This is a genomic window from Alishewanella sp. SMS8, from assembly GCF_030737935.1.
GTDB classification, from domain to species: Bacteria; Pseudomonadota; Gammaproteobacteria; order Enterobacterales; family Alteromonadaceae; genus Alishewanella; species Alishewanella maricola.
In genome coordinates this window covers 988,867-1,009,016 of the sequence record NZ_JAPJEA010000001.1, presented here as the reverse complement: position 1 = coordinate 1,009,016, position 20,150 = coordinate 988,867, and the positions used below count along the sequence as shown (strand labels likewise).

The window sequence follows — 20,150 nt, the reverse complement described above, 5'->3', positions numbered from 1 at the left end:
TCGAGCTATTTATCAAAGGTCACTTCAATATGTACTTTGCCAAAGTCTGAAGTGAACGGCATTAAGATCGTTGGGCCATCGCAGCGATGAGTAATAGTGTGGCTTTTGCCAGAAACAACAATCGGTGTTGCCATGGTAAATTCGTAGCCTTTTTCACCTAACATTCGCTTAGCGCCGCCGGTAACCATGTTCGTGATCTCACCGACCATATCAGTGACATCGGCATCTATTTTTGTTGGCCGCTCGCCTAGCATCCGAAACATAATTTCAATGGCTAACGACTCATCAAAGCTAACCGAAAAAGACCCCTTCATGGTGGGGCCAACCATGCCAATTAAACCAGAGACATCGCCATTTGCAATTTCATTCTTTTTAATGCGAGGCTGTCCAGGCACAATTTTGGTATTGGCCATTGTCGATAACACATTGACCAAAGAGGACAAAAATGGGTTTACGTATTCAACATTCATGTAAATGCCTTTGGGGTTTATACAAGCGTTCGCCTAACGCGCAATACTAAGCCTAGAAGTTTTTTTAGTGTAATACAAGCATGATTGCTCGCAAGATACTTAATTTTCACGGCAATTCCGACACTTACCTCTTGCTTCAATGGTTTGATGGTGAATATCAAATCCTTGCAGGGCCGCTTGACGGCTAAATTCGGTTTGCAAAGCGCTAGAATGCAATTCGGTAACATTGCCACACACTTCGCAAATCAGTAACTGTGCAGGGTGGTGTTTTTCAAAATGATGACACAACATAAAGGCGTTACTAGATTCAATTTTGTGGATAAAACCTTGTTCTGTCAGAAACTCTAAAGCGCGATAGATAGTCGCCGGTTTCGCGGCGGGTTCACTTTGTTTTAACTGCTCTAATAAATCATAAGCACCTTGGCCACCTTGGTTTTCGGCCATTAAACGAAAGACCTTTTCCCGGATCGCGGTAAAGCGCGCGCCATTTTGCACACAGATGGCTTTGGCTCGTGACACTAAACTCTCAGTTGACATACTTAGTCTCCACTCCATTTCTGTTGTCAGTGTACCATATTGCTTGCACACTGCCAGCTTGCGCATGTTGCTAGCTAATGTTACATGCTTGCTGACAACAACTGCTTTCTGCTTAGGTTTTTGGTATAATTGCCAACGGTTTTATTGGTGAGTCATTCACTCGTTTGTAGAGATAAATAAAAATCTTATGCCTCGATTACCCGCGAAAACGGCAGGGCTGGTTATGCCCTTGTTATTATCTATTATGATGACCTGTATTGTGTCCTTGGTGAGTACGCTAAGTAGTCTGGGGTGGCCTGCATTTACCTTTTCTGGCTGGTTATCCGCTTGGGGTTTGTCTTGGGTAATTGCTTTTCCTACCTTGTTATTGGTACTGCCTATGGTGAAAAAACTCACTAGCTATTTGGTACATGCCTAATTGCGCTGTTAAGAGGACTTCCTGCTTTGACGCTAAAACTGTTACCGCAACGACTCTCTGTTGCCCCCATGCTCGATTGGACCGATCAGCATTGTCGTTATTTTCATCGTTTAATGAGCCAGCATGCAGTGCTGTACACCGAAATGGTCACTACCGGTGCCATTATTCACGGTAAAGGCGATTACCTTGGCTATAACGAACAAGAGCATCCGTTGGTATTGCAATTAGGCGGCTCTGTTCCAAAAGATATGGCCACTTGCGCTAAACTGGCGGAACAGCGTGGTTATGATGCAATCAATATTAATGTTGGTTGCCCATCAGATCGCGTGCAAAACGGTATGTTTGGCGCCTGTCTTATGGCACAGCCACAACTAGTAGCTGATTGTGTGAAAGCCATGCAAGATCAGGTTGCGATTCCTATTACAGTAAAAACACGTATTGGTATTGATGATTCAGATGAATATCAATTTTTACAAGATTTTGTGCAAATTGTGGCGGATGCGGGGTGTCAGCAGTTTGTTATCCATGCGCGTAAAGCGTGGTTAAAGGGCTTAAGCCCAAAAGAGAATCGTGAAGTTCCACCGCTTAATTATGGTCGAGTTTATCAGTTAAAACAGGATTTCCCGGCTTTAGATATCAGTATTAACGGCGGTATTAAAACTTTAGCTGAGGCCGCGACACATTTAAAACAACTTGATGGTGTGATGATTGGGCGAGAAGCCTACACTAACCCTTACATGTTGAGCGAAGTGGATGCGCAGCTATATGGCGATGCGCATCCAGTACTTTCGCAGCATCAACTCGTGCGGCAGATGTTACCTTATATAGAGCAGCAAATGCAGCAAGGTGCGCGGTTTTGGCATATCGCTAGGCATATGCTCGGGCTATTTCAGGGCTTACCGGGAGCACGTCAATGGCGACGTTTACTCAGTGAGCAAGGCCATCTCAGCAGCGCGACTCCGACCTTACTTGAAGCGGCTTTGGCCAAAGTACCTGAGTAAGCTAAATCTTAAAAAAGTGGTGATTTTCGCCACTTTTTTTATTTTCAGCTATCGAGTAATCACCTTAGTATTTCGCTGACTTTATTTTTTTATATATAATTCATAGTCTTATGTTTTTTCTGTTTACTGGCACGGCACTTGAAACAACTTAGGCATGTTCCTGATTCTAGGATGATGCTTAAGCAAGGAGCCGTCTATGCCATTCTTAAATCCGTTAAACCGCCTGTTTAATCATAAGGCAGGTGACAAATGATGTTATTTCAACATGATACTCTGCTGTTGATTTACCTTATGCCGTTACTTGGCTTTATTTTAGGCATGTTACCGGCTTTAGTGGTGTGGCGCTTTAGCAAGCCTCGTCGCAAAAAAACGCCAACGATTGAGCAAGCTGCACGGATCAAAACCGGATTTACACTGTCGCTGTAGTGGTTTTGGTGTAAGATAAAGGCAGGTCAAACCAGCAAGGATCAGTAAGATGCGATATTTTTTCTTTATGTGTTGCAGTGCTTTGTGTTTAGCTAGTGCGGCATTAAGTGCAGCTGAACTGCAGTTAACCCAAGCAGAAGTGCGTGCGCCCTTGCCCGGTCGCACGGTAACGGCAGGTTACTTTCAATTGCAAAATGACTCAACAAAATCCATTGAGTTAGTCTCTGCCAGTAGTCCCGCTTTTGAGGTAATTGAACTACACCAACATATCGAACAAGATGGCATGATGCGCATGGTTGAAGTAGCTAGCATTGAAGTCGATGCCGGTGCGCGCTTGATTTTTGCCCCAGGCGGTTTGCATATGATGATGTTTACGCCAACGCAACCGCTGGTGATTGGTGAAACGGTACCGGTCACTCTTCAATTTAAAGACGGAAGCCAGTTACAGTTTGCATTCCCATTAGTAGCCATGCCACGCCGATAGGAGAAACCATGAATAAATCTATGATTGGCAGTTGGTCTGCCATTATCTTGTTATTGTTGTTTTGGATGCTCAGTTGGTGGGTCAGTCGAGAGCCTGCCATGGTGTTACCCGCTACTGCAACAAACAGCATGAGCACTGAGCAGCAGCGTGTTGCTGGCTACAGTACCACTACCGCTTTAATTCAAGTAAGTGAAACTCTGTTAAACAAGCCGGGCGGTTATATGGCAAATGATGTCTTACCGCCTTTTAGCTTGTTAGACAATATGCCAGCATGGGAATTTGGTGTACTAGAAATGTCACGTGATCTAGCGCTAGCGTTGCGTAAAGATTTCAGCCGTTCGCAATCCCAATCGGCCGAAAATGCATTTCTTAAAGTGGCGCAGCCGCAATTAAATATTGATCATCAAAGCTGGATGTTACCCAGCGCCGAATCAGAATACCGTAAAGCAATTGAACAGTTTTATATGTATCGGCAAGCTTTAATGGATCCAAAACAGAACGATAGCCAGTTTTATGCTCGCGCGGATAATTTACGCGACTGGCTAAAAAACGTTGAAAAGCGCTTGGGCAGTTATTCGCAACGCTTAAGCGCAAGTGTAGGGCAAGAGCGTTTAAATACGGATTTAGCGGGTGATGCTGCCGCACGTCAATCTACAACGACCCCCGAAAAACAGTGGTTAAAAACCAGTTGGTGGAAATTGGATGATGAATTTTACGAAGCCCGTGGTGCGACCTGGGCGTTATTACAATACCTGCGGGCGATTGAGGTTGATTTTGCTGATGTATTAGAACGTCGTAATGCCATGGTCAGTTTGCAGCAAATTATTCGCGAACTGGAAGCGACACAGCAACCGATTTGGAGCCCTATGGTGTTAAACGGGAGTGGTTTTGGGGTGCTGGCCAATCATAGTTTAGTGATGGCTAATTATATTTCACGCGCTAATGCGGCATTAATTGATTTATCAGAGTTGTTAATACAAGGATAGTAAAATGAAAAAGTGTATGGGTGTATTAGGTTCTTTGTTGTTGCTCAGCACGACAGTGCAAGCAGATACCGTATTAGGTCTCTATGCCGGTGCCGATTACTGGCAAACTCAAGTGAATGGTGGTTTCGCTAATTCTGAGCAAACACAGGCCTTTAACTTTGAAGATGCATCTCAGCAATCTTTTTACTTGGCGTTAGAGCACCCGTTGCCGCTACTGCCTAATTTGCGTATTCAATATCAAACCTTGGAAGCACAAGGTAATACACTGCTCAATAGCACTTTTACTTTTGGTGGCGTCAATTACATTCAAGGTACTAACATAGCCACTGAGCTGGATCTCAGCAGTACGGATTATGTCTTGTATTATGAAGTGTTAGATAATGGCTTAATCACACTCGACTTAGGTGTCACGGCGAAACATTTAAAAGGCTATGCCTCAGCCCGTTCAGCTTCCGTTGGAACGATCCAAGATATTAACCAAGTTGTGCCGATGCTGTATGTCGATACGCGTATTGGTATCCTTGGTACGGGGTTAGATGTATTTGCAACGGCGAATGCTACGCGCTGGCAAGACAGTCATTTATATGATGCTCAAGCGGGAATTGGCTACCAGCTGGTTGACAATCTGCTGATAGATCTGCGCTTGAAAGTAGGTTATCGCACAGTCGATTTACGTTTGGATGATATCGATGATTTGTACGCCGATTTACAATTTAAAGGCGCTTTTGCCGGCGTAGAATTGCACTTTTAGTTAAAAAAGCCTAAGTATTCTGGTTTGACTTGTTACTATTAGCCTTAAGCAATATAGTAACCGTCTTTATTATGCTTAAAGAGCACGATGTTGACGCAGCTTTTCCGAAATCTTACGCTTATCTATGTCGCCGCCTGCCTTATGTTGGCGGCCGTCTTATTTAGCTGGCAAGTCCGCGTTGCTGATCAACAGGCGCAGCGCCAGCTGCAGCAATATGCCGATCTGTTAAAAATCAGTTTAAAACCCTTGTTATTACAAACGTCGGCTGAGCAACTTAGTTCCCATCTTAATGAATTACAGTTCAGCGCCTTACTACCGATTGCCGCACTCGGCGTCTATCAATCTGATGGCATACAATTAGCCAGCACCGGCGCTTTGACCGCATTACCATCTAAAATTGAAACGCAAAGTCGGCAATATCAGTTGTTACAAACTGAGCAAGGTCGAGTGGCTTTACAACCGTTGATGATTTGGTCTGCCGCGTCAGGCCAATTTGATCATTTTAAAACGCCCGATGCTTTTCTATTAATCCTACCTGAAACCGCCGAAACTTGGCCTTCAGTGCTGTTACCTCTGAGTATTAGTGGTTTAATTTTTACTGTATTTTTTATGCTAACGTTATGGATGGTCTATCTTTGGCAACAACAACGTAACTTATGGCTAGATCGCCTGACCGCCGTTGATACCGAAACCCGTGGGCTGTCGAATGTGCCGTCTGATGTACAGGCGTTACTTGACTGGCGTGTACAGGCAGAGCAACAGCAACTGAGTTTGCAACAGCAGTTAGAGAATGCGGCGCAACAACAGCAATTTTTGCAGCAGCAATGTACGGCCCAACAACAACAAAGCAGTGTCTTGACCGAGCAGGCTGACATACTGCGCCAACAAATGTCAGCTTGGTTACAGCACTGTAAATTACTGTGGCAGCGACAAGAGCAATTATCAGTGGCAGTGTTTCAAACGTTATTGCGGTTGCATTTTTTGTATGGTCTCTTTCAGTTTAATCCGCGTAGTTTAAAAAAAGATCCGTTATCGCTGGTGCATTGGTTACCGCAACAGTTTGGTGCTTTGCATAAGATCCTGGCACAAGGAACCAGTATTGATTGGGTAGAAGGCCCAGATAATATAAATTTTGATGTATTGTTAGACGAGGAAGTGCTGCAAGCCAGTTTACAAGCGATGTTGTTGTTGGCGGTACGCTCTGAGAATACTCAGCGTATTTTATGCCGAGTGACCTTAGAAGCCACAGCGCAGCCTCATCTGCTGCTGCATCTGAGCTGTGATGGTAATGGTTTACCTGCGCATATTATTGAGCATATCAGTCAGGCCAAATCGTCAAACTGGCAATGGCGCGATGTGGATGTAGCCCTATTACAATTGATGGTTAAGTTGTTACAGGCTGAGTTACAGGTGCAATCATTAGAAGGGCTCGGCTCAAGTATTCGCTTGCGTTTTCCGGTTGCGCTTCAAGGGGTGACCTTTAGTAGTCCTGTGGATCGCTTACTGGTGTTTGATCAAGATAGCGACAGGCTACAGGGTCGTTTAGCAGGCTTAGCTAGCCAAGCGGTGCAGGTAAGTGCTTGCAGTCATTTTTCCGAGTTAAAACGCAAATTAGAGCAGACAGCGCCACAGCGGTTATTAATGTTTTTGCCGGCAGAACAACCCAATGAAGCTTGGCAGCAATTAATTTCCTCTTATCAAGCCAGTATTAACATACAAGCTTTTGCTCCAGAGTTAACGTTATCGCATTGGCAAGCACTATTGCCTTGCATAGCGAGTGCAGAATTTAGTTTAATGATGCTACAGCAACACGCTGTCGAGGTGTTAAAAAGCCAGCGGCATAAAAGTTTATTAGTGGTCGACGACAATGAAACGAACCAAGCTTTTATTAATATCCTGTTGCAAAACAAGCCGGTGCAGCTCGCTTCAGCTTTAACCGGTAAGCAGGTGTTACAGCTGTGCTTGCATCAGCAATTTGATATGATTTTATTAGATATTCGTTTGCCTGATATGTCGGGTATTGAAGTAGCGAAACAGTTGCGAGCTTTACCCGGATATCAACATACACCCATATTAGCGTTTACCGCGCATGCGTTGCCGGCAGAAATTGCCGAATTTAAAAAAGCAGGTATGGATGATATCTTGTTAAAGCCGTTAGAACCGAGTAAATTTGCAGCACTGTTAGCGCATTATCAGCTACATTAAAAATCTAAGCTATGCGCATACCTATTAGGGGATTAGCAGCACGCCCTTTGCAGTTAGGAAGCGGTTAAATTAGCAGGACGTTAATATAAAGGTTGGCCGATGATACAAAATAACGCAGATGAAGGATTTCTGTTTTTAGCAGACGATGAACATGCGCCGACTACACCGTTGCATGAACTTGATGTTTGGCATCTGTTGATCGTCGATGACGATGAAGAAATCCACACCGTAACCAAACTGGCGCTGAATGATTTGATCGTGCTAGGTAAGCGTTTGCAATTTCATCATGCCTTCTCCGGGCAGCAAGCCATCGATTTTTTACTGAAACAGCCTGATACAGCGTTGGTTTTACTCGATGTGGTGATGGAGACCGATGACGCAGGTTTACAGGTCGTGCGGCGTATTCGAGACGAATTGCGTATGGATGAGTTACGTATTGTCTTGCGCACCGGTCAGCCAGGTTATGCGCCTGAAGAAAGTGTTATCAAAGAATACGATATCAATGACTACAAAACAAAAACAGAACTGACCCGCAGTAAACTGGTTACCTCGATTATTTCTTCTATTCGTTCCTATCAGCAAATTAAAACCATTAATCAAAATCGCCTTGGTCTACAAAAAATCATCAGTGCCGGTGCCAATTTGCTGGAACAGCATTCATTACATGAATTCTCTGAAGGCGTGGTCACGCAAATTTCTTCGTTAATTGGCTTGCACGCTGAAGGTGTTTTGTGTGCACAGATTGAAGATGACGGCTCGGCAAGTGATCGTATTTATGTATTGGGTGCGGCCGGGCATTACGCGCCTTACATTAAATGCCAATTAGAACGCTTAGAGAATAAACGGATTGTTGAGCAAATTAATCTGTGTCTATTGAGTAAACGGCATATCTTCACGGAACGTGACACCGTTTTATATTTAGGCAACGAGAAACACAATGCTGCCGTTTATATTGAAACCAATCGGCCTATTGATACCGCGGATCAGCAACTTATCGAAGTATTTTTAACCAATATCTCGATTGGTTATGAGAATGTCGCGTTATTCCAACAATTAAGACATGCGGCCTATATTGACCCGTTAACCAAAACGCCGAATCGTAATGAGTTTATTCAAATCTTGCAGGATACGCGACGGTTTGAACCTGACAATATGGTTGCCGTACTGGTGGATATTGATCATTTCTCAGATGTGAATGATGGCCTGGGTCAAGAGGTGGGTAATGAACTGTTGGTTGCTGTTACGCTGCGCTTGATCGAACATTTTGGCATTAGCTGTCAGTTAGGCCGGGTGGGGGCGGATGTCTTCGCCTTAGTGGGCCCAGAAGACCAGTTAACCCCCACGCGGTTAAAAGCGGTATTCAGTTCGCCATTTCAAGCGTTTGAGCATAGCCTGCAAGTTAATGCTACCTTTGGTATTTGTCGTTTACGCGACTCGGGTGAGCAGGGCATGGTTATTATGAAGCATGTTTATATTGCGCTGAATAAAGCTAAAAAGACTTTGGGAGTGCACCATCAATATTACGAGCCTTCGATGGAGGATGAAGTCAGTAATCGCTTAAACATGTTGCGTAAGCTCCGAGCCGACTTTGCCCTAGACAAATTGGAGTTATGGTATCAGCCACAACTGTGTATCAAAACGCAAAAAGTAGTTGGAATGGAAGCCTTATTACGATGGCCACATCAGCCGAATCAATATATTTCACCGGCCGTGTTTATTCCATTGGCGGAGTATTCAGGGTTGATTGTGGATATTGGTTTATGGGTGCTAGAACAGGCTTGTCAGCAATTAAAGCGCTTAGCTGAGGTCGGTTATACTAATCTGCGAATTGCCGTAAATGTGTCGATGCCACAATTTCGTTCAGCACAGTTTGTGCCTTCGGTTATCGAAACCATACAGCGTTATCAGGTTGCGCCACACCTGTTAGAACTGGAAATCACCGAATCGGTGGTGATGGACGAACCGAATAGGGTGATCAGTGCATTACAAAAGCTGAAAAGCTTTGGTATTAAGGTCGCGATAGATGATTTTGGTATCGGCTTTTCGTCGTTAAGTTATTTACAACAATTACCGCTGGATCGCATTAAAGTAGACAGGGCTTTCATTAATGCAATTGATCAGCAAGATGGTGGCTTAATTGCTGAAACCATTATCAATTTAGGTAAGCGTATTGGCTTACAAACCATTGCTGAAGGCGTAGAAACGGCAGAGCAGTTGGCGGTGATTACTCAAATGCAGTGTGATGAAGTTCAAGGTTATTTCTTCGCTAAACCACTGCCACATGCTGAATTAATGGCTTACTTAGCAGAAAATTAATGCAGTTAAACGCCATAAGCCAATGATGCTGGCTTATGGCGTAATGAGGTTACTTGCTCGCGCGTTCAAATGAGGTCATGATCTCGGCTTTGGCGGCAGCAACATCACCCCAACCTGTTACTTTTACCCATTTACCGCTTTCCAGTTCTTTGTAACGTTCAAAGAAGTGCTGAATTTGTTTTTTCAACAGTTCAGGAACGTCATTCACATCATGGATATGATCATAAAGCTTCGTCAGTTTACTGACTGGAACCGCTAATACTTTGGCATCTTGGCCTGCTTCATCTTCCATATGCAGAACGGCAACCGGACGACACTTGATTACCGCACCTGGTACTAATGGATAAGGTGTTGGCACTAAAACGTCAACTGGGTCCCCATCTAACGATAAAGTTTGGTTAACGAAACCATAGTTACAAGGGTAGAACATCGGGGTCGACATAAAGCGGTCAACCCATACCGTGCCAGTATCTTTATCGACTTCGTATTTAATCGGGTCAGCATTAGCTGGAATTTCAATAATTACGTTAATTTCGTCTGGCAGGTTTTTACCTGCAGCTACATCGCTTAAGCTCATCGCTTGGTCCTCTGGTTAATGGCTGGGCGACATTATAATGACACCCGTAAAATTCGCTATAAGTTATTGGTCTTAGTTGGGCTGCTTAGCATGATAGCTAACACAGGTCTCGACCTCATGTTTTGAGCCTAAAATGACGGCCACACGCTGGTGAATATCGGTGGGCACGATATCCATAATACGTTCATAGCCGGTTGAACTTGCCCCACCGGCTTGCTCTACTAAAAAGCTCATCGGGTTAGCTTCGTACATTAAACGCAGTTTATCGGGCTTGCTCGGGTCTTTGTTATCGCGTGGATACATAAAGATGCCGCCACGGCACAATACGCGATGTACATCACCGACCATCGCAGCGATCCAGCGCATATTAAAGTTTTTACCACGAGGCCCTTCCTTGCCTTTTAGTAAATCGGCCATATATTCCTGCATAGCAGGCTGCCAAAAACGTTGGTTTGACATATTAATTGCAAATTCGGCGGTGTATTTAGGAATAGTCGCCGTGTCTTCGGTTAATAAGAAGCCGCCATAGGTTTTATCTAAGGTGTACAGACGCGTGCCTTTACCGGTCGTTAGCGCTAACATGGTCGACGGACCGTAGAGCACATAACCTGCGGCAACTTGTGCCGTACCGGGTTGTAAAAATTGACTGGCATCATCAGCCTCTTTTGCTGCATCAGCGGGAAGAATTGAGAAAATAGTGCCGAGTAGGCTGTTAATATCGGTGTTAGATGAGCCGTCGAGCGGATCAAACGTGACTAAGTAACGCCCATTAGGGTTACCCGGTACTATGGTGTCTTCTTCTTCAGAGCTAATTGCTTTGACAACACCGGTTTCTAAGATAATTTCTTTGAGTAATTCGTTGGCGATAATATCGAGTTTTTTTTGTGTTTCGCCTTGGACATTTTCGGCCAGGGTTGATCCTAAAACACCGGCCAGTTCACCTTGACTTACCCGAAAGGCAATTTCACGACAGGCAGCGAGAATAGTCTTCAAAAGCGAGATCAGGTCTGGATCCACGCCATCTTGTTGCAGTACGGGGGAGATGCGACGCATTATAGTAGGTCCTTTTCTTATCGGGTCAGAGGTTTGCTGTTAACAGCAATAGTTATTTTAAAGAAGTTTTCCTTAAATTGCAGTTTTCATCGCAGCTTTATCTGCATTTGTTACAATAGCCGGCGATTGTTAAGAGAAAAGATATATGCATATTCATATTTTAGGTATTTGTGGCACCTTTATGGGGGGCATCGCCGCATTAGCGAAAGCCTTGGGACATCACGTCACCGGCTCCGATCTCAATGTTTACCCGCCAATGAGCACGCAACTGCAACAACTTGGCATCAGTTTAACGCAAGGTTACGATCCTGCCCAGTTGGAACCTGCACCTGACTTGGTGATTATTGGTAATGCGCTGTCTCGCGGCAACCCTGCGGTGGAGTATGTATTAGAACACGGCTTAGCTTATAGCTCAGGGCCGCAATGGTTATCCGAGCAACTCTTGCAGCAGCGTTGGGTGATTGCCGTCGCCGGCACGCATGGTAAAACCACCACCGCAAGTATGTTAGCTTGGATCCTCGAGTATGCCGGTTTAAAACCGGGCTTCTTAATTGGTGGTGTGCCACAAAACTTCGATTGCTCTGCCCGTTTAGGCGATGCGCCGTTTTTTGTAATTGAAGCCGACGAATATGACACGGCGTTTTTTGATAAACGCTCGAAGTTTGTGCATTACCGGCCACGCACCTTAGTGATTAACAACCTTGAATATGATCATGCGGATATTTTCCCAGATTTGGCCGCCATTCAACGGCAATTTCATCATCTGTTGCGCACGGTACCGGCTTCAGGTTTAGTGGTGTCGCCGGAAGGTGTACCGGCTGTAGCGCAAACACTCGCCTTAGGTTGCTGGAGTCAACGCGAAGCTTATGGTACCGATTGGCGAGTCGCGTTAACGGAAGTGGATGGTTCGGCATTTCAGGTGTTTTGGCAACAACAGTTGCAAGGTAGCGTCACTTGGCAGCTAACCGGCCAGCATAATGTCGATAACGGTATGATGGCCATTGCCGCGGCTCGCCATGCGGGCGTGCCGGTTGTCGTCAGTATTGAAGCTTTAGCCCGTTTTATTGCGCCGAAGCGCCGTATGGAATTAAAAGGGACACCGGGTAATATTGCTATCTATGATGATTTTGCACATCACCCCACGGCGATTGAAACGACCTTAAAAGGTTTACGTGCCAAAGTGGGCCAGCAACGTATCATAGCCGTACTTGAACCACGCTCGAACACCATGCGACTGGGCGTACATCAAGCCGCGTTACCGCAAGCGTTACTCAGTGCCGATGAAGTGTTACTGTTTGAACCACGCAATGCCGGCTGGTCGATGAGTGAATTGGTTGCGCGGCTTCATGGCCCGGCCAGTGTGAGTTACGATATTGATGAATTATTGACGCGTTTAGTGGCAACCGCTCAACCCGGTGACAGCATTGTCATTATGAGTAATGGCGGCTTCGGCGGGATTCATCAGAAATTACTGACTGCCCTCACAGATAAATGGAACACTTAATGAATCAATCCCCAACAGAAATCACTTTAGCCTTTACCGGTGCATCAGGTGCGCCTTATGGCTGGCGCTTATTAGAATTGTTGTTAAAGCAACAGGTCAAAGTGCACTTGCTGATTTCTAGTGCGGCGCGTGTGGTCTTTGCTACCGAACATGATATTAAGTTACCCGCCGCCGCTGAGCGCTGTGCTGCGCAATTACAGCAACATTTTCAATGTGACGCTGAACTACTCAAGGTGTATGGCAAAGATGACTGGTTTTCACCAGTCGCGTCCGGCTCGGCCGCACCGCGGCAGATGGTGGTGTGTCCCTGCTCAACCGGGAGTCTGTCAGCGATTGCTCAAGGTGCCAGTGATAACTTGATAGAGCGCGCCGCCGATGTCGTTATTAAAGAGGGCGGTAAGTTAATTTTAGTGGTGCGAGAAAGCCCACTCAGTGCTATCCATTTAGAAAACATGTTAAAGCTGAGTCGGCTAGGGGTTTGTATTATGCCTGCCGCACCAGGCTTTTATCATCAACCACAGCAGATCAGCGATTTAGTGGATTTTATGGTGGCACGTATTCTCGACCAGCTGGGTTTGTCGCAGCAATTAGTCGCGCGTTGGGGCTACGGTGGTAACTAAGTATTCAAAGAGGAGTTAACATTGGAAATTGCACTGGATATTTCAGATCTGCATAAAATTTATGGCAGCGGCACGGTGGCGTTGTCAGGCATTGATTTGCAAGTTAAGCAGGGTGATTTCTTTGCCTTACTTGGCCCGAATGGCGCAGGTAAAAGCACCACTATTGGTGTGATCAGTTCGTTGGTGAATAAAACGCAAGGTAAGGTGCGGGTGTTTGGCTTCGATATCGATACACAGTTAGAAGCCGCGAAAAGTTGTTTAGGGTTGGTACCGCAAGAATTTAACTTTAACCAGTTTGAAACGGTGTTACAGATTGTGATCAATCAAGCGGGTTATTATGGCGTACCGAAAACGGTGGCGTTAAAACGCGCCGAAAAGTACCTCGGGCAGCTTGGTTTGTGGGAAAAACGGTCGGCGCCGGCTCGTGAGTTATCCGGTGGTATGAAGCGGCGTTTGATGATAGCGCGGGCGCTAATGCATGAGCCTAAACTATTGATATTAGATGAACCTACCGCTGGCGTGGATATCGAATTACGCCGCTCGATGTGGGAGTTCTTAAAAACCATTAATCAGCAAGGTGTCACCATTATTCTGACCACGCATTATTTAGAAGAAGCCGAAATGCTCTGTCGCAATATTGCCATTATTGATAAAGGCAATATTGTTGAAAACACCACCATGAAGGCATTGCTGGCCAAGCTGGGCAAAGAAACCTTTATATTCGATGTGGCACAGTTGCCTGCAAATTTACAATTAACCGACTTTGTTTGGCGACAGTTGGATGAACAAAGTATTGAAGTGGATGTAGAAAAATCGCAAGGCTTAAACCCTATCTTTAGCCAACTCAGTGCGCAAGACGTCAAAGTGCTATCGATGCGCAATAAAGCGAATCGTTTAGAAGAGTTGTTTGTCACTTTAGTAGAGCATGGTCGGGAGGTGGCAGTATGAGAAGCCAGTACTTGATTGCATTACAAAGTATTTTAAATAAAGAAATTACCCGCTTTATGCGGATCTGGGTGCAAACCTTGGTGCCACCCGCCATTACCATGAGTTTGTATTTTGTTATTTTTGGTAGCTTGATTGGCTCACGTATTGGTCAGATGAATGGCTTTAGCTATATGGAGTTTATTGTACCTGGCCTAATTATGATGTCGGTGATCACCAATTCTTACACTAATGTTGCCTCATCGTTTTTTAGTGCGAAGTTTCAACGTAATGTCGAAGAGTTATTAGTTGCGCCAGTGCCAAATTTTATCATCGTGCTGGGTTATATTGGCGGTGGTATGGCGCGTGGCATGTTGGTCGGTTTAATCGTAACCATCTTGTCGTTGTTTTTTGTGACGATCCAAATTCATAATTTGGCGATCATTATTGTTACGGTGATTTTAACGTCTATGCTGTTTGCTTTAGGTGGCTTAATCAACGCGGTGTATGCGAAAACCTTTGATGATATTAGTATCATCCCCACCTTTGTCTTAACGCCATTAACCTATTTGGGAGGGGTGTTTTACTCGTTGTCGTTATTGCCTGGTTTTTGGCAAAAAGTTGCTGCTTTAAATCCAATAGTGTATATGGTTAACGCCTTTCGCTATGGTTTCTTAGGGTATTCAGACGTCAGTCTGTGGTTAGCGCTAGCAGTAGTTTTAGGATTTATTATCGTTTTATTCAGTTATGCCATGTATCTTATTAACAAAGGTATAGGTTTGCGTAGCTAAATACTAAATCCCGGATACAGGGATATGATTTTTGCAGACATTTAATGGTTGCAACCATAACACTCCAGGTTGGTGTATAAACCAACCTAGGGTTAATCGAATGCAGCAAGGTACTGACAGGCATGAATGACCAAACAAAACGCCAAGCAACCGCTTCGGAAGAAGCGTTGTGGCGGATCTTTACTGTTCCGGAAGCACCGGACTCGACACTGAGCATTATTGAGCAGAATTTGTCGCAGAATTTGGCTGGTTTTTTAAACGAGAGCATTGTTGCTGTCGAAAAACCGCTATGGCAAATCGAGCGGGATTTTCAGGCATACCAGATCCCAGAACAACCCAGTTTTGTCTCTGACTATACCGAAAGCATTATGCAAAAGCTGGTTGCACACTCTGTGCATACGGCAGCGCCCAGCTTTATTGGCCATATGACGTCAGCCTTACCCTATTTTGTGTTGCCGCTGTCGAAAATGATGGTAGGGCTTAATCAAAACTTGGTGAAGATTGAAACCTCGAAAGCCTTTACGCCATTAGAGCGGCAAGTACTCGGCATGATGCACCATTTAGTGTACGGCGAGCGCGAAGGGTTCTATAAAAAATGGATGCACAGTGCCAATCACTCGCTCGGCGCGTTTTGTTCTGGCGGCACCATTGCCAACATTACCGCATTATGGATTGCGCGTAACAAACTACTGAAAGCTGAGGGTGATTTTAAAGGTATTGCAAAAGAGGGCTTATTCCGCGCGATGCAGCATTACGGTTATCAAGGGTTAGCCATTGTCGTGTCTGAGCGGGGGCATTACTCGTTAGGTAAAGCGGCTGATGTGCTTGGCATTGGCCGTGATTCGGTTATTTCGATAAAAACTGACGCGAATAACAAAGCCGATATTACCGAGATGCGCCGGGTGTTGAACGAGCTACAGCAAAAGCAGATTAAAGTGTTAGCGATTGTCGGAGTGGCCGGTGCAACAGAAACCGGTAACGTGGATCCGTTAGATAAATTGGCCGATCTGGCCGCAGAATATCAGTGTCATTTCCATGTTGATGCGGCCTGGGGAGGTGCGACGTTATTTTCGGCTAAGCACCGAACCCTGCTTGCGGGCATAGAGCGCGCCGACTCGGTGACCATTGATGCGCATAAACAAATGTATGTGCCAATGGGCGCGGGCATGGTGGTGTTTAAGCATCCGTCTGCGGCGAATGCGATTGAGCATCATGCTGAATATATATTGCGTAAGGGCTCGAAAGATCTCGGCAGCCAAACCTTAGAAGGTTCTAGGCCGGGCATGGCAATGCTGGTGCACGCGTGTTTGCAAGTGATTGGCTATAAAGGCTATCAGATCTTAATTGAACGCAGTATCGAAAAAGCCAAGTACTTTGCCACGCTGATTAGCCATAATATTGATTTTGAGCTGATCACTGAGCCTGAACTGTGCATTTTGACCTATCGCTATGTTCCCGCGCAGGTGCAAAAAGCGCTGGCGCATGGCACGCCTGAGCAACGCCGCCGTATCAACGAGCTGTTAAATGGTTTAACGCAGTTTATTCAAAAACGGCAGCGGGAAGAGGGGAAATCTTTTGTCTCTCGTACCCGGTTAACTCCTGTGCGCTATGATCGACAAGAAACAATCGTCTTTCGCGTGGTACTGGCGAACCCCCTTACCACAGAAGAGATTCTGCGTGAGGTCTTAGTGGAACAAGATCAGTTGGCGCAATTAGACAAAGACTTCTATCCCAGATTACGCCAATTTGCTGCTGATATCTTAGCTTAATCCTGACTCTGACGCTGCGGCGTCGGGGGTTTAGCTTGCACTTAGGCCTAAATACCAAAAATACAGCGCCATTGCACTTAACAAGCTGGCGCTACCATAGCAGAGCACTTTACCCCAGCCGCCCGCTCTGAGCATTAAGTCATGCATACCATGATGCACGCGGTGCATGGCATGAAACAGCGGCATACACAGCCCTGCGCCCACCAGCACTAAACCTGCTAATCCCCAATAATCGCTAAAGAGCCACTGGCGTATTTTTGTATAATCTAAAGCGTTTTCCGGTAATAATCCCAAAGGATAGGCAATCGCGAGGGTAAGAATTAACCCTGGGATCAGCACGGCAAAACACACACCGCCGGCACTAAATAAAGCCCACCAAATCGGTTCATCAGAACGGGCCGGTTGCGTCATAGCACACCCCCTAATAACAATGCGAGTAATAACGTCACGCTGAGTGTGCCAAGCCATTGCCCTGCAATCATTAACGGCGCTGGCAGAATGGGTAACACCCGAGGAAACAATTCAAAAAAGGTTTTGGCATGAAACAAACTAGCCAAAAAGGTCAAAAGGTTTAGGCCAATCACCCAAGGGGTGGCCATAAAGGCAAGCCAATTCAACCAGCTTTGTTCGCTATGTTGCAAACTGTACAGGCCGGTTAGCAGGCAACCACAAAAAAACAATAAGGGTAAAACGGTCGCTTCACGCAGCATATAACGTTGATAGTAGCCATGCTTTAACCACCAATTGCGCTGCAGTTGACTCTGATAAGCTTGGTTAACCTGACGGGGTTCTGACATGATGCGCTCCTAAGGTTTAAAGATACCAATCACAAAGTCCGCAGCAGACGCTACTTTACCCTGATTGACGGCCGCAGCCGGATCGAGTTGTTTTGGGCAGACATCCGAGCAAAAGCCGACAAAGGTACATCCCCAGACGCCATTTTTACCGTTAAGCTGCGGCATGCGCTGTGCTTTTCCCTGATCGCGACTATCGAGATTATAACGCTGCGCTAAAGTCAGCGCGGCGGGGCCTAAAAACGCTGGGTTTAAACCAAATTGCGGACAAGCGGAATAACATAAACCACAATTAATACAGTTGGAAAACTGAGCATACTTCGCCAGCTGTTTTGGTGTTTGCTGATGCGGCTGTAAGCGGGTGTCGTGGTTAATGAGGTAAGGTTTGACTGCCTGCAAATGGGTTAAAAACACTGACATATCAGAAATCAGATCTTTTTCGGTGGCAAAGTGTGCTAAGGCTTCCAGCGTGATGTCATCTTTATAATCACGCAGAAACGTTTTACAGCCAAGCTTCGGTATGCCATTGACCATCACACCACAGGAGCCACAAATAGCCATGCGGCAAGACCATCGAAAAGCCAGCGTTGGATCCAGTTGCTGCTGAATATACAACAATGCATCGAGCACCGAAGTACTGTCATCGCAGGGTACAGTGAAATGCTGCGGATGCGGTTTGTGATCTTGCTCTGGGTTGTAGCGTTGAATCACCAGTGTTTTCTGCATTAACGCTGCTCCTGTTGGCTAGGCTCTGCACCATAACGTCTGACCGCCGGTTTGCTCTGAGTGATACGCACGGGCTGATAACGAATACTGGCAGTCCCTTGCTCGGTTAATTGGGCTAGGCTATGTTGTAGGAAGCGCTCATCATCACGCTGTTGCATACCGTCATCGAGGCGCTGATGAGCGCCTCGAGACTCTTGCCGTGCCAATGCACTGCTGACCATAGCATTGGCCACATCTAAGCCGAAGCCTAGCTCATAATGTTGAATTAACTCAGTATTAAAGACCTTACTGTGGTCGCTGACGAACACCTGTTGATAACGTTGCTGCAAGTGCGCCAGAGTAGCTAAACATTGTTGCATACCCGCAGTATCACGATAGATGCCACAACCTTGTTCCATTGCCAGTGTCATCTCATGGCGAATTGCGGCTACACTGTCGGCGTTTTTTACACCGAGTTTGGCTTGCAACTGTTGCTGTTGCTGCTGGCAGTACTGAACCACTTCAGTGCGAGTAGCGGCCTTAGCCGTTTTAGCAAAGCTGACCGCTTGCTTACCAGCAACATGACCAAACACCAGTAATTCGCTTAAAGAGTTAGATCCCAAGCGGTTGGACCCGTGCAGCCCCACAGAGGCACATTCGCCGACGGCAAATAAACCGGCGATACTGGTTTGGCATTGGGCATCAGTTAAAATACCCCCCATGGTGTAGTGCACGGCCGGTCTGATCGGTATTAAGGCTTTTGCGGGATCGACATTGACATAAGCCTTAGCTAATTCACAAATAAAGGGCAGTCGTTGTTGCAGATGGCGTTCGCCTAAATGGCGCAAATCTAAATAGACAACCGCATGCCCCTGACAATCACCCGTTCGGCCCTGCTGCTGTTCATGCCAAAAGGCTTGCGATAATTTATCGCGCGGGCCCAGCTCCATGCATTTATTTTCCGGCTTACCCAGCGGAGTTTGAGGGCCTAGGCCATAATCTTGCAGGTAACGGTAGCCGTCACGATTGAGTAAAATGCCACCTTCACCACGGCATGCCTCGGTAATTAAGATGCCAGAGCCGGGCAAACCGGTTGGATGGTATTGCACAAACTCCATATCGCGCAGCGCGACACCATGCCGATAGGCCAGTGCCATGCCATCACCCGTAACAATGCCACCATTGGTGTTGTGGTGAAATACTCGGCCAGCGCCCCCTGTTGCCAGAATGACGCTTTTGGCATGGATCTGATACAGTTCGCCAGTGGTGAGTTGTATGGCAAGCACACCAACTATCTGTTGCTCATGTACTAATAAATCTAAAACAAAAAACTCATCTAAGCGCTGAATATTCGAGTATTTAAAAGATGTTTGAAACAAGGTATGTAAAATATGAAAACCGGTTTTATCTGCGGCGAACCAAGTTCGCTCGGTTTTCATGCCGCCAAAGCGTCTGACTTGAATACTGCCATCCTCGCGTCGGCTCCAAGGGCACCCCAAATGTTCTAAATTAACTAATTCTTCATAGGCATGTTGCACAAAATACTCAACCACATCTTGCTCTGCTAACCAATCGCCACCCGTAACAGTGTCCTCAAAGTGACCTTGCATACTGTCTTGCGCCAAGGTTACTGCGGCGGCACCTCCTTCGGCAGCAACGGTATGTGATCGCATGGGATACACTTTAGATAACAGGGTGATTCGACAAGCCGGGTCGGCTTCTGCTGCAGCGATCGCCGCTCTTAACCCCGCGCCACCCCCACCTATGATGGCGATATCGGTTTCTAGTAGCTGCATCTAAAATCCTTAAAAGTGTGCGA

At 45.9% G+C, this 20,150-nt stretch carries 21 protein-coding genes; 13 read left to right on the top strand and 8 right to left on the bottom strand.

The window, feature by feature from the left end; genetic code table 11:
* Nucleotides 1–5: 5 nt before the first annotated feature.
* Both ORJ01_RS04590 and ORJ01_RS04585 read right to left on the bottom strand, forming a co-directional pair.
* Nucleotides 6–470: a chemotaxis protein CheX gene (locus ORJ01_RS04590; RefSeq protein WP_226749525.1), complete on the bottom strand. Its 465-nt coding sequence runs from the start codon at nucleotides 468–470 to the stop codon at nucleotides 6–8.
* A gap of 99 nt (nucleotides 471–569) precedes the next feature.
* The gene (locus tag ORJ01_RS04585) at nucleotides 570–1,007 is read right to left on the bottom strand and encodes a transcriptional repressor (protein ID WP_226749526.1); all 438 of its coding nucleotides are present in this window, start codon (nucleotides 1,005–1,007) and stop codon (nucleotides 570–572) included.
* Between the two features lie 187 nt (nucleotides 1,008–1,194).
* Between ORJ01_RS04585 and ORJ01_RS04580 the strand changes: the two genes are divergently transcribed.
* The 8 genes from ORJ01_RS04580 to ORJ01_RS04545 all read left to right on the top strand — a co-directional run bounded on the left by ORJ01_RS04580 (nucleotide 1,195) and on the right by ORJ01_RS04545 (nucleotide 9,594).
* A complete protein-coding gene (locus tag ORJ01_RS04580) occupies nucleotides 1,195–1,425 on the top strand; it encodes a DUF2798 domain-containing protein (RefSeq protein ID WP_226749527.1) in 231 nt (76 codons plus the stop codon).
* 26 nt (nucleotides 1,426–1,451) lie between these two features.
* Complete coding sequence (gene dusA, locus ORJ01_RS04575; RefSeq protein WP_306177108.1) at nucleotides 1,452–2,426, top strand: tRNA dihydrouridine(20/20a) synthase DusA; 975 nt, start codon at nucleotides 1,452–1,454, stop codon at nucleotides 2,424–2,426.
* A 249-nt stretch (nucleotides 2,427–2,675) separates the two neighbouring features.
* A complete protein-coding gene (locus ORJ01_RS04570; protein ID WP_236128752.1) occupies nucleotides 2,676–2,852 on the top strand; it encodes a hypothetical protein in 177 nt (58 codons plus the stop codon).
* A 49-nt stretch (nucleotides 2,853–2,901) separates the two neighbouring features.
* Entirely contained in the window at nucleotides 2,902–3,336 is a 435-nt protein-coding gene (locus tag ORJ01_RS04565) for a copper chaperone PCu(A)C (RefSeq protein WP_226749530.1), read from the top strand.
* 8 nt (nucleotides 3,337–3,344) lie between these two features.
* Nucleotides 3,345–4,322 carry a DUF2333 family protein gene (locus ORJ01_RS04560; RefSeq protein ID WP_306177107.1) on the top strand — a complete coding sequence of 326 codons (978 nt, stop codon included), beginning with the start codon at nucleotides 3,345–3,347 and terminating at the stop codon, nucleotides 4,320–4,322.
* Nucleotides 4,323–4,326: 4 nt separating this feature from the next.
* On the top strand, nucleotides 4,327–5,073 hold the full coding sequence (locus tag ORJ01_RS04555) for a TIGR04219 family outer membrane beta-barrel protein (protein WP_306177106.1): 747 nt from the start codon (nucleotides 4,327–4,329) through the stop codon (nucleotides 5,071–5,073).
* An 87-nt stretch (nucleotides 5,074–5,160) separates the two neighbouring features.
* Nucleotides 5,161–7,278: a response regulator gene (locus tag ORJ01_RS04550; protein ID WP_306177105.1), complete on the top strand. Its 2,118-nt coding sequence runs from the start codon at nucleotides 5,161–5,163 to the stop codon at nucleotides 7,276–7,278.
* Nucleotides 7,279–7,377: 99 nt separating this feature from the next.
* Nucleotides 7,378–9,594, top strand: coding sequence for an EAL domain-containing protein (locus tag ORJ01_RS04545; RefSeq protein WP_306177104.1), 2,217 nt, complete (start codon nucleotides 7,378–7,380; stop codon nucleotides 9,592–9,594).
* Between the two features lie 49 nt (nucleotides 9,595–9,643).
* Here the strand turns inward: ORJ01_RS04545 and ppa are convergent, their stop codons facing one another.
* Both ppa and ORJ01_RS04535 read right to left on the bottom strand, forming a co-directional pair.
* Complete coding sequence (gene ppa / locus ORJ01_RS04540; RefSeq protein WP_226749535.1) at nucleotides 9,644–10,171, bottom strand: inorganic diphosphatase; 528 nt, start codon at nucleotides 10,169–10,171, stop codon at nucleotides 9,644–9,646.
* A gap of 72 nt (nucleotides 10,172–10,243) precedes the next feature.
* A complete protein-coding gene (locus ORJ01_RS04535; protein ID WP_226749536.1) occupies nucleotides 10,244–11,224 on the bottom strand; it encodes a class 1 fructose-bisphosphatase in 981 nt (326 codons plus the stop codon).
* A gap of 145 nt (nucleotides 11,225–11,369) precedes the next feature.
* Here ORJ01_RS04535 and mpl point away from each other — a divergent pair, with 145 nt between their 5' ends.
* The 5 genes from mpl (at nucleotide 11,370) to panP (ending at nucleotide 16,832) form a co-directional block, all read left to right on the top strand.
* On the top strand, nucleotides 11,370–12,728 hold the full coding sequence (gene mpl, locus ORJ01_RS04530) for a UDP-N-acetylmuramate:L-alanyl-gamma-D-glutamyl-meso-diaminopimelate ligase (RefSeq protein ID WP_306177103.1): 1,359 nt from the start codon (nucleotides 11,370–11,372) through the stop codon (nucleotides 12,726–12,728).
* Nucleotides 12,728–13,348 (top strand): flavin prenyltransferase UbiX, encoded by a 621-nt coding sequence (locus ORJ01_RS04525; RefSeq protein WP_226749538.1) that lies wholly within the window; start codon nucleotides 12,728–12,730, stop codon nucleotides 13,346–13,348. The genes mpl and ORJ01_RS04525 overlap by 1 nt, the downstream gene beginning before the upstream one ends.
* A gap of 21 nt (nucleotides 13,349–13,369) precedes the next feature.
* The gene (locus ORJ01_RS04520) at nucleotides 13,370–14,296 is read left to right on the top strand and encodes an ABC transporter ATP-binding protein (RefSeq protein WP_226749539.1); all 927 of its coding nucleotides are present in this window, start codon (nucleotides 13,370–13,372) and stop codon (nucleotides 14,294–14,296) included.
* Entirely contained in the window at nucleotides 14,293–15,063 is a 771-nt protein-coding gene (locus ORJ01_RS04515; RefSeq protein ID WP_226749540.1) for an ABC transporter permease, read from the top strand. The genes ORJ01_RS04520 and ORJ01_RS04515 overlap by 4 nt, the downstream gene beginning before the upstream one ends.
* A gap of 122 nt (nucleotides 15,064–15,185) precedes the next feature.
* Nucleotides 15,186–16,832 carry a pyridoxal-dependent aspartate 1-decarboxylase PanP gene (gene panP, locus ORJ01_RS04510; protein WP_306177102.1) on the top strand — a complete coding sequence of 549 codons (1,647 nt, stop codon included), beginning with the start codon at nucleotides 15,186–15,188 and terminating at the stop codon, nucleotides 16,830–16,832.
* Nucleotides 16,833–16,862: 30 nt separating this feature from the next.
* Here the strand turns inward: panP and frdD are convergent, their stop codons facing one another.
* From frdD to frdA, 4 genes are read right to left on the bottom strand one after another with little or no spacing between them, the layout of a single operon-like run.
* Nucleotides 16,863–17,243 (bottom strand): fumarate reductase subunit FrdD, encoded by a 381-nt coding sequence (gene frdD, locus ORJ01_RS04505; protein WP_306177101.1) that lies wholly within the window; start codon nucleotides 17,241–17,243, stop codon nucleotides 16,863–16,865.
* Nucleotides 17,240–17,629 carry a fumarate reductase subunit C gene (locus tag ORJ01_RS04500; RefSeq protein WP_306177100.1) on the bottom strand — a complete coding sequence of 130 codons (390 nt, stop codon included), beginning with the start codon at nucleotides 17,627–17,629 and terminating at the stop codon, nucleotides 17,240–17,242. Before ORJ01_RS04500 ends, frdD begins: the two co-directional genes overlap by 4 nt.
* A gap of 9 nt (nucleotides 17,630–17,638) precedes the next feature.
* Nucleotides 17,639–18,352 carry a succinate dehydrogenase/fumarate reductase iron-sulfur subunit gene (locus tag ORJ01_RS04495; RefSeq protein WP_306177099.1) on the bottom strand — a complete coding sequence of 238 codons (714 nt, stop codon included), beginning with the start codon at nucleotides 18,350–18,352 and terminating at the stop codon, nucleotides 17,639–17,641.
* Nucleotides 18,352–20,127: a fumarate reductase (quinol) flavoprotein subunit gene (gene frdA / locus ORJ01_RS04490; protein ID WP_306177098.1), complete on the bottom strand. Its 1,776-nt coding sequence runs from the start codon at nucleotides 20,125–20,127 to the stop codon at nucleotides 18,352–18,354. The genes ORJ01_RS04495 and frdA overlap by 1 nt, the downstream gene beginning before the upstream one ends.
* Between the last annotated feature and the right edge of the window lie 23 nt (nucleotides 20,128–20,150).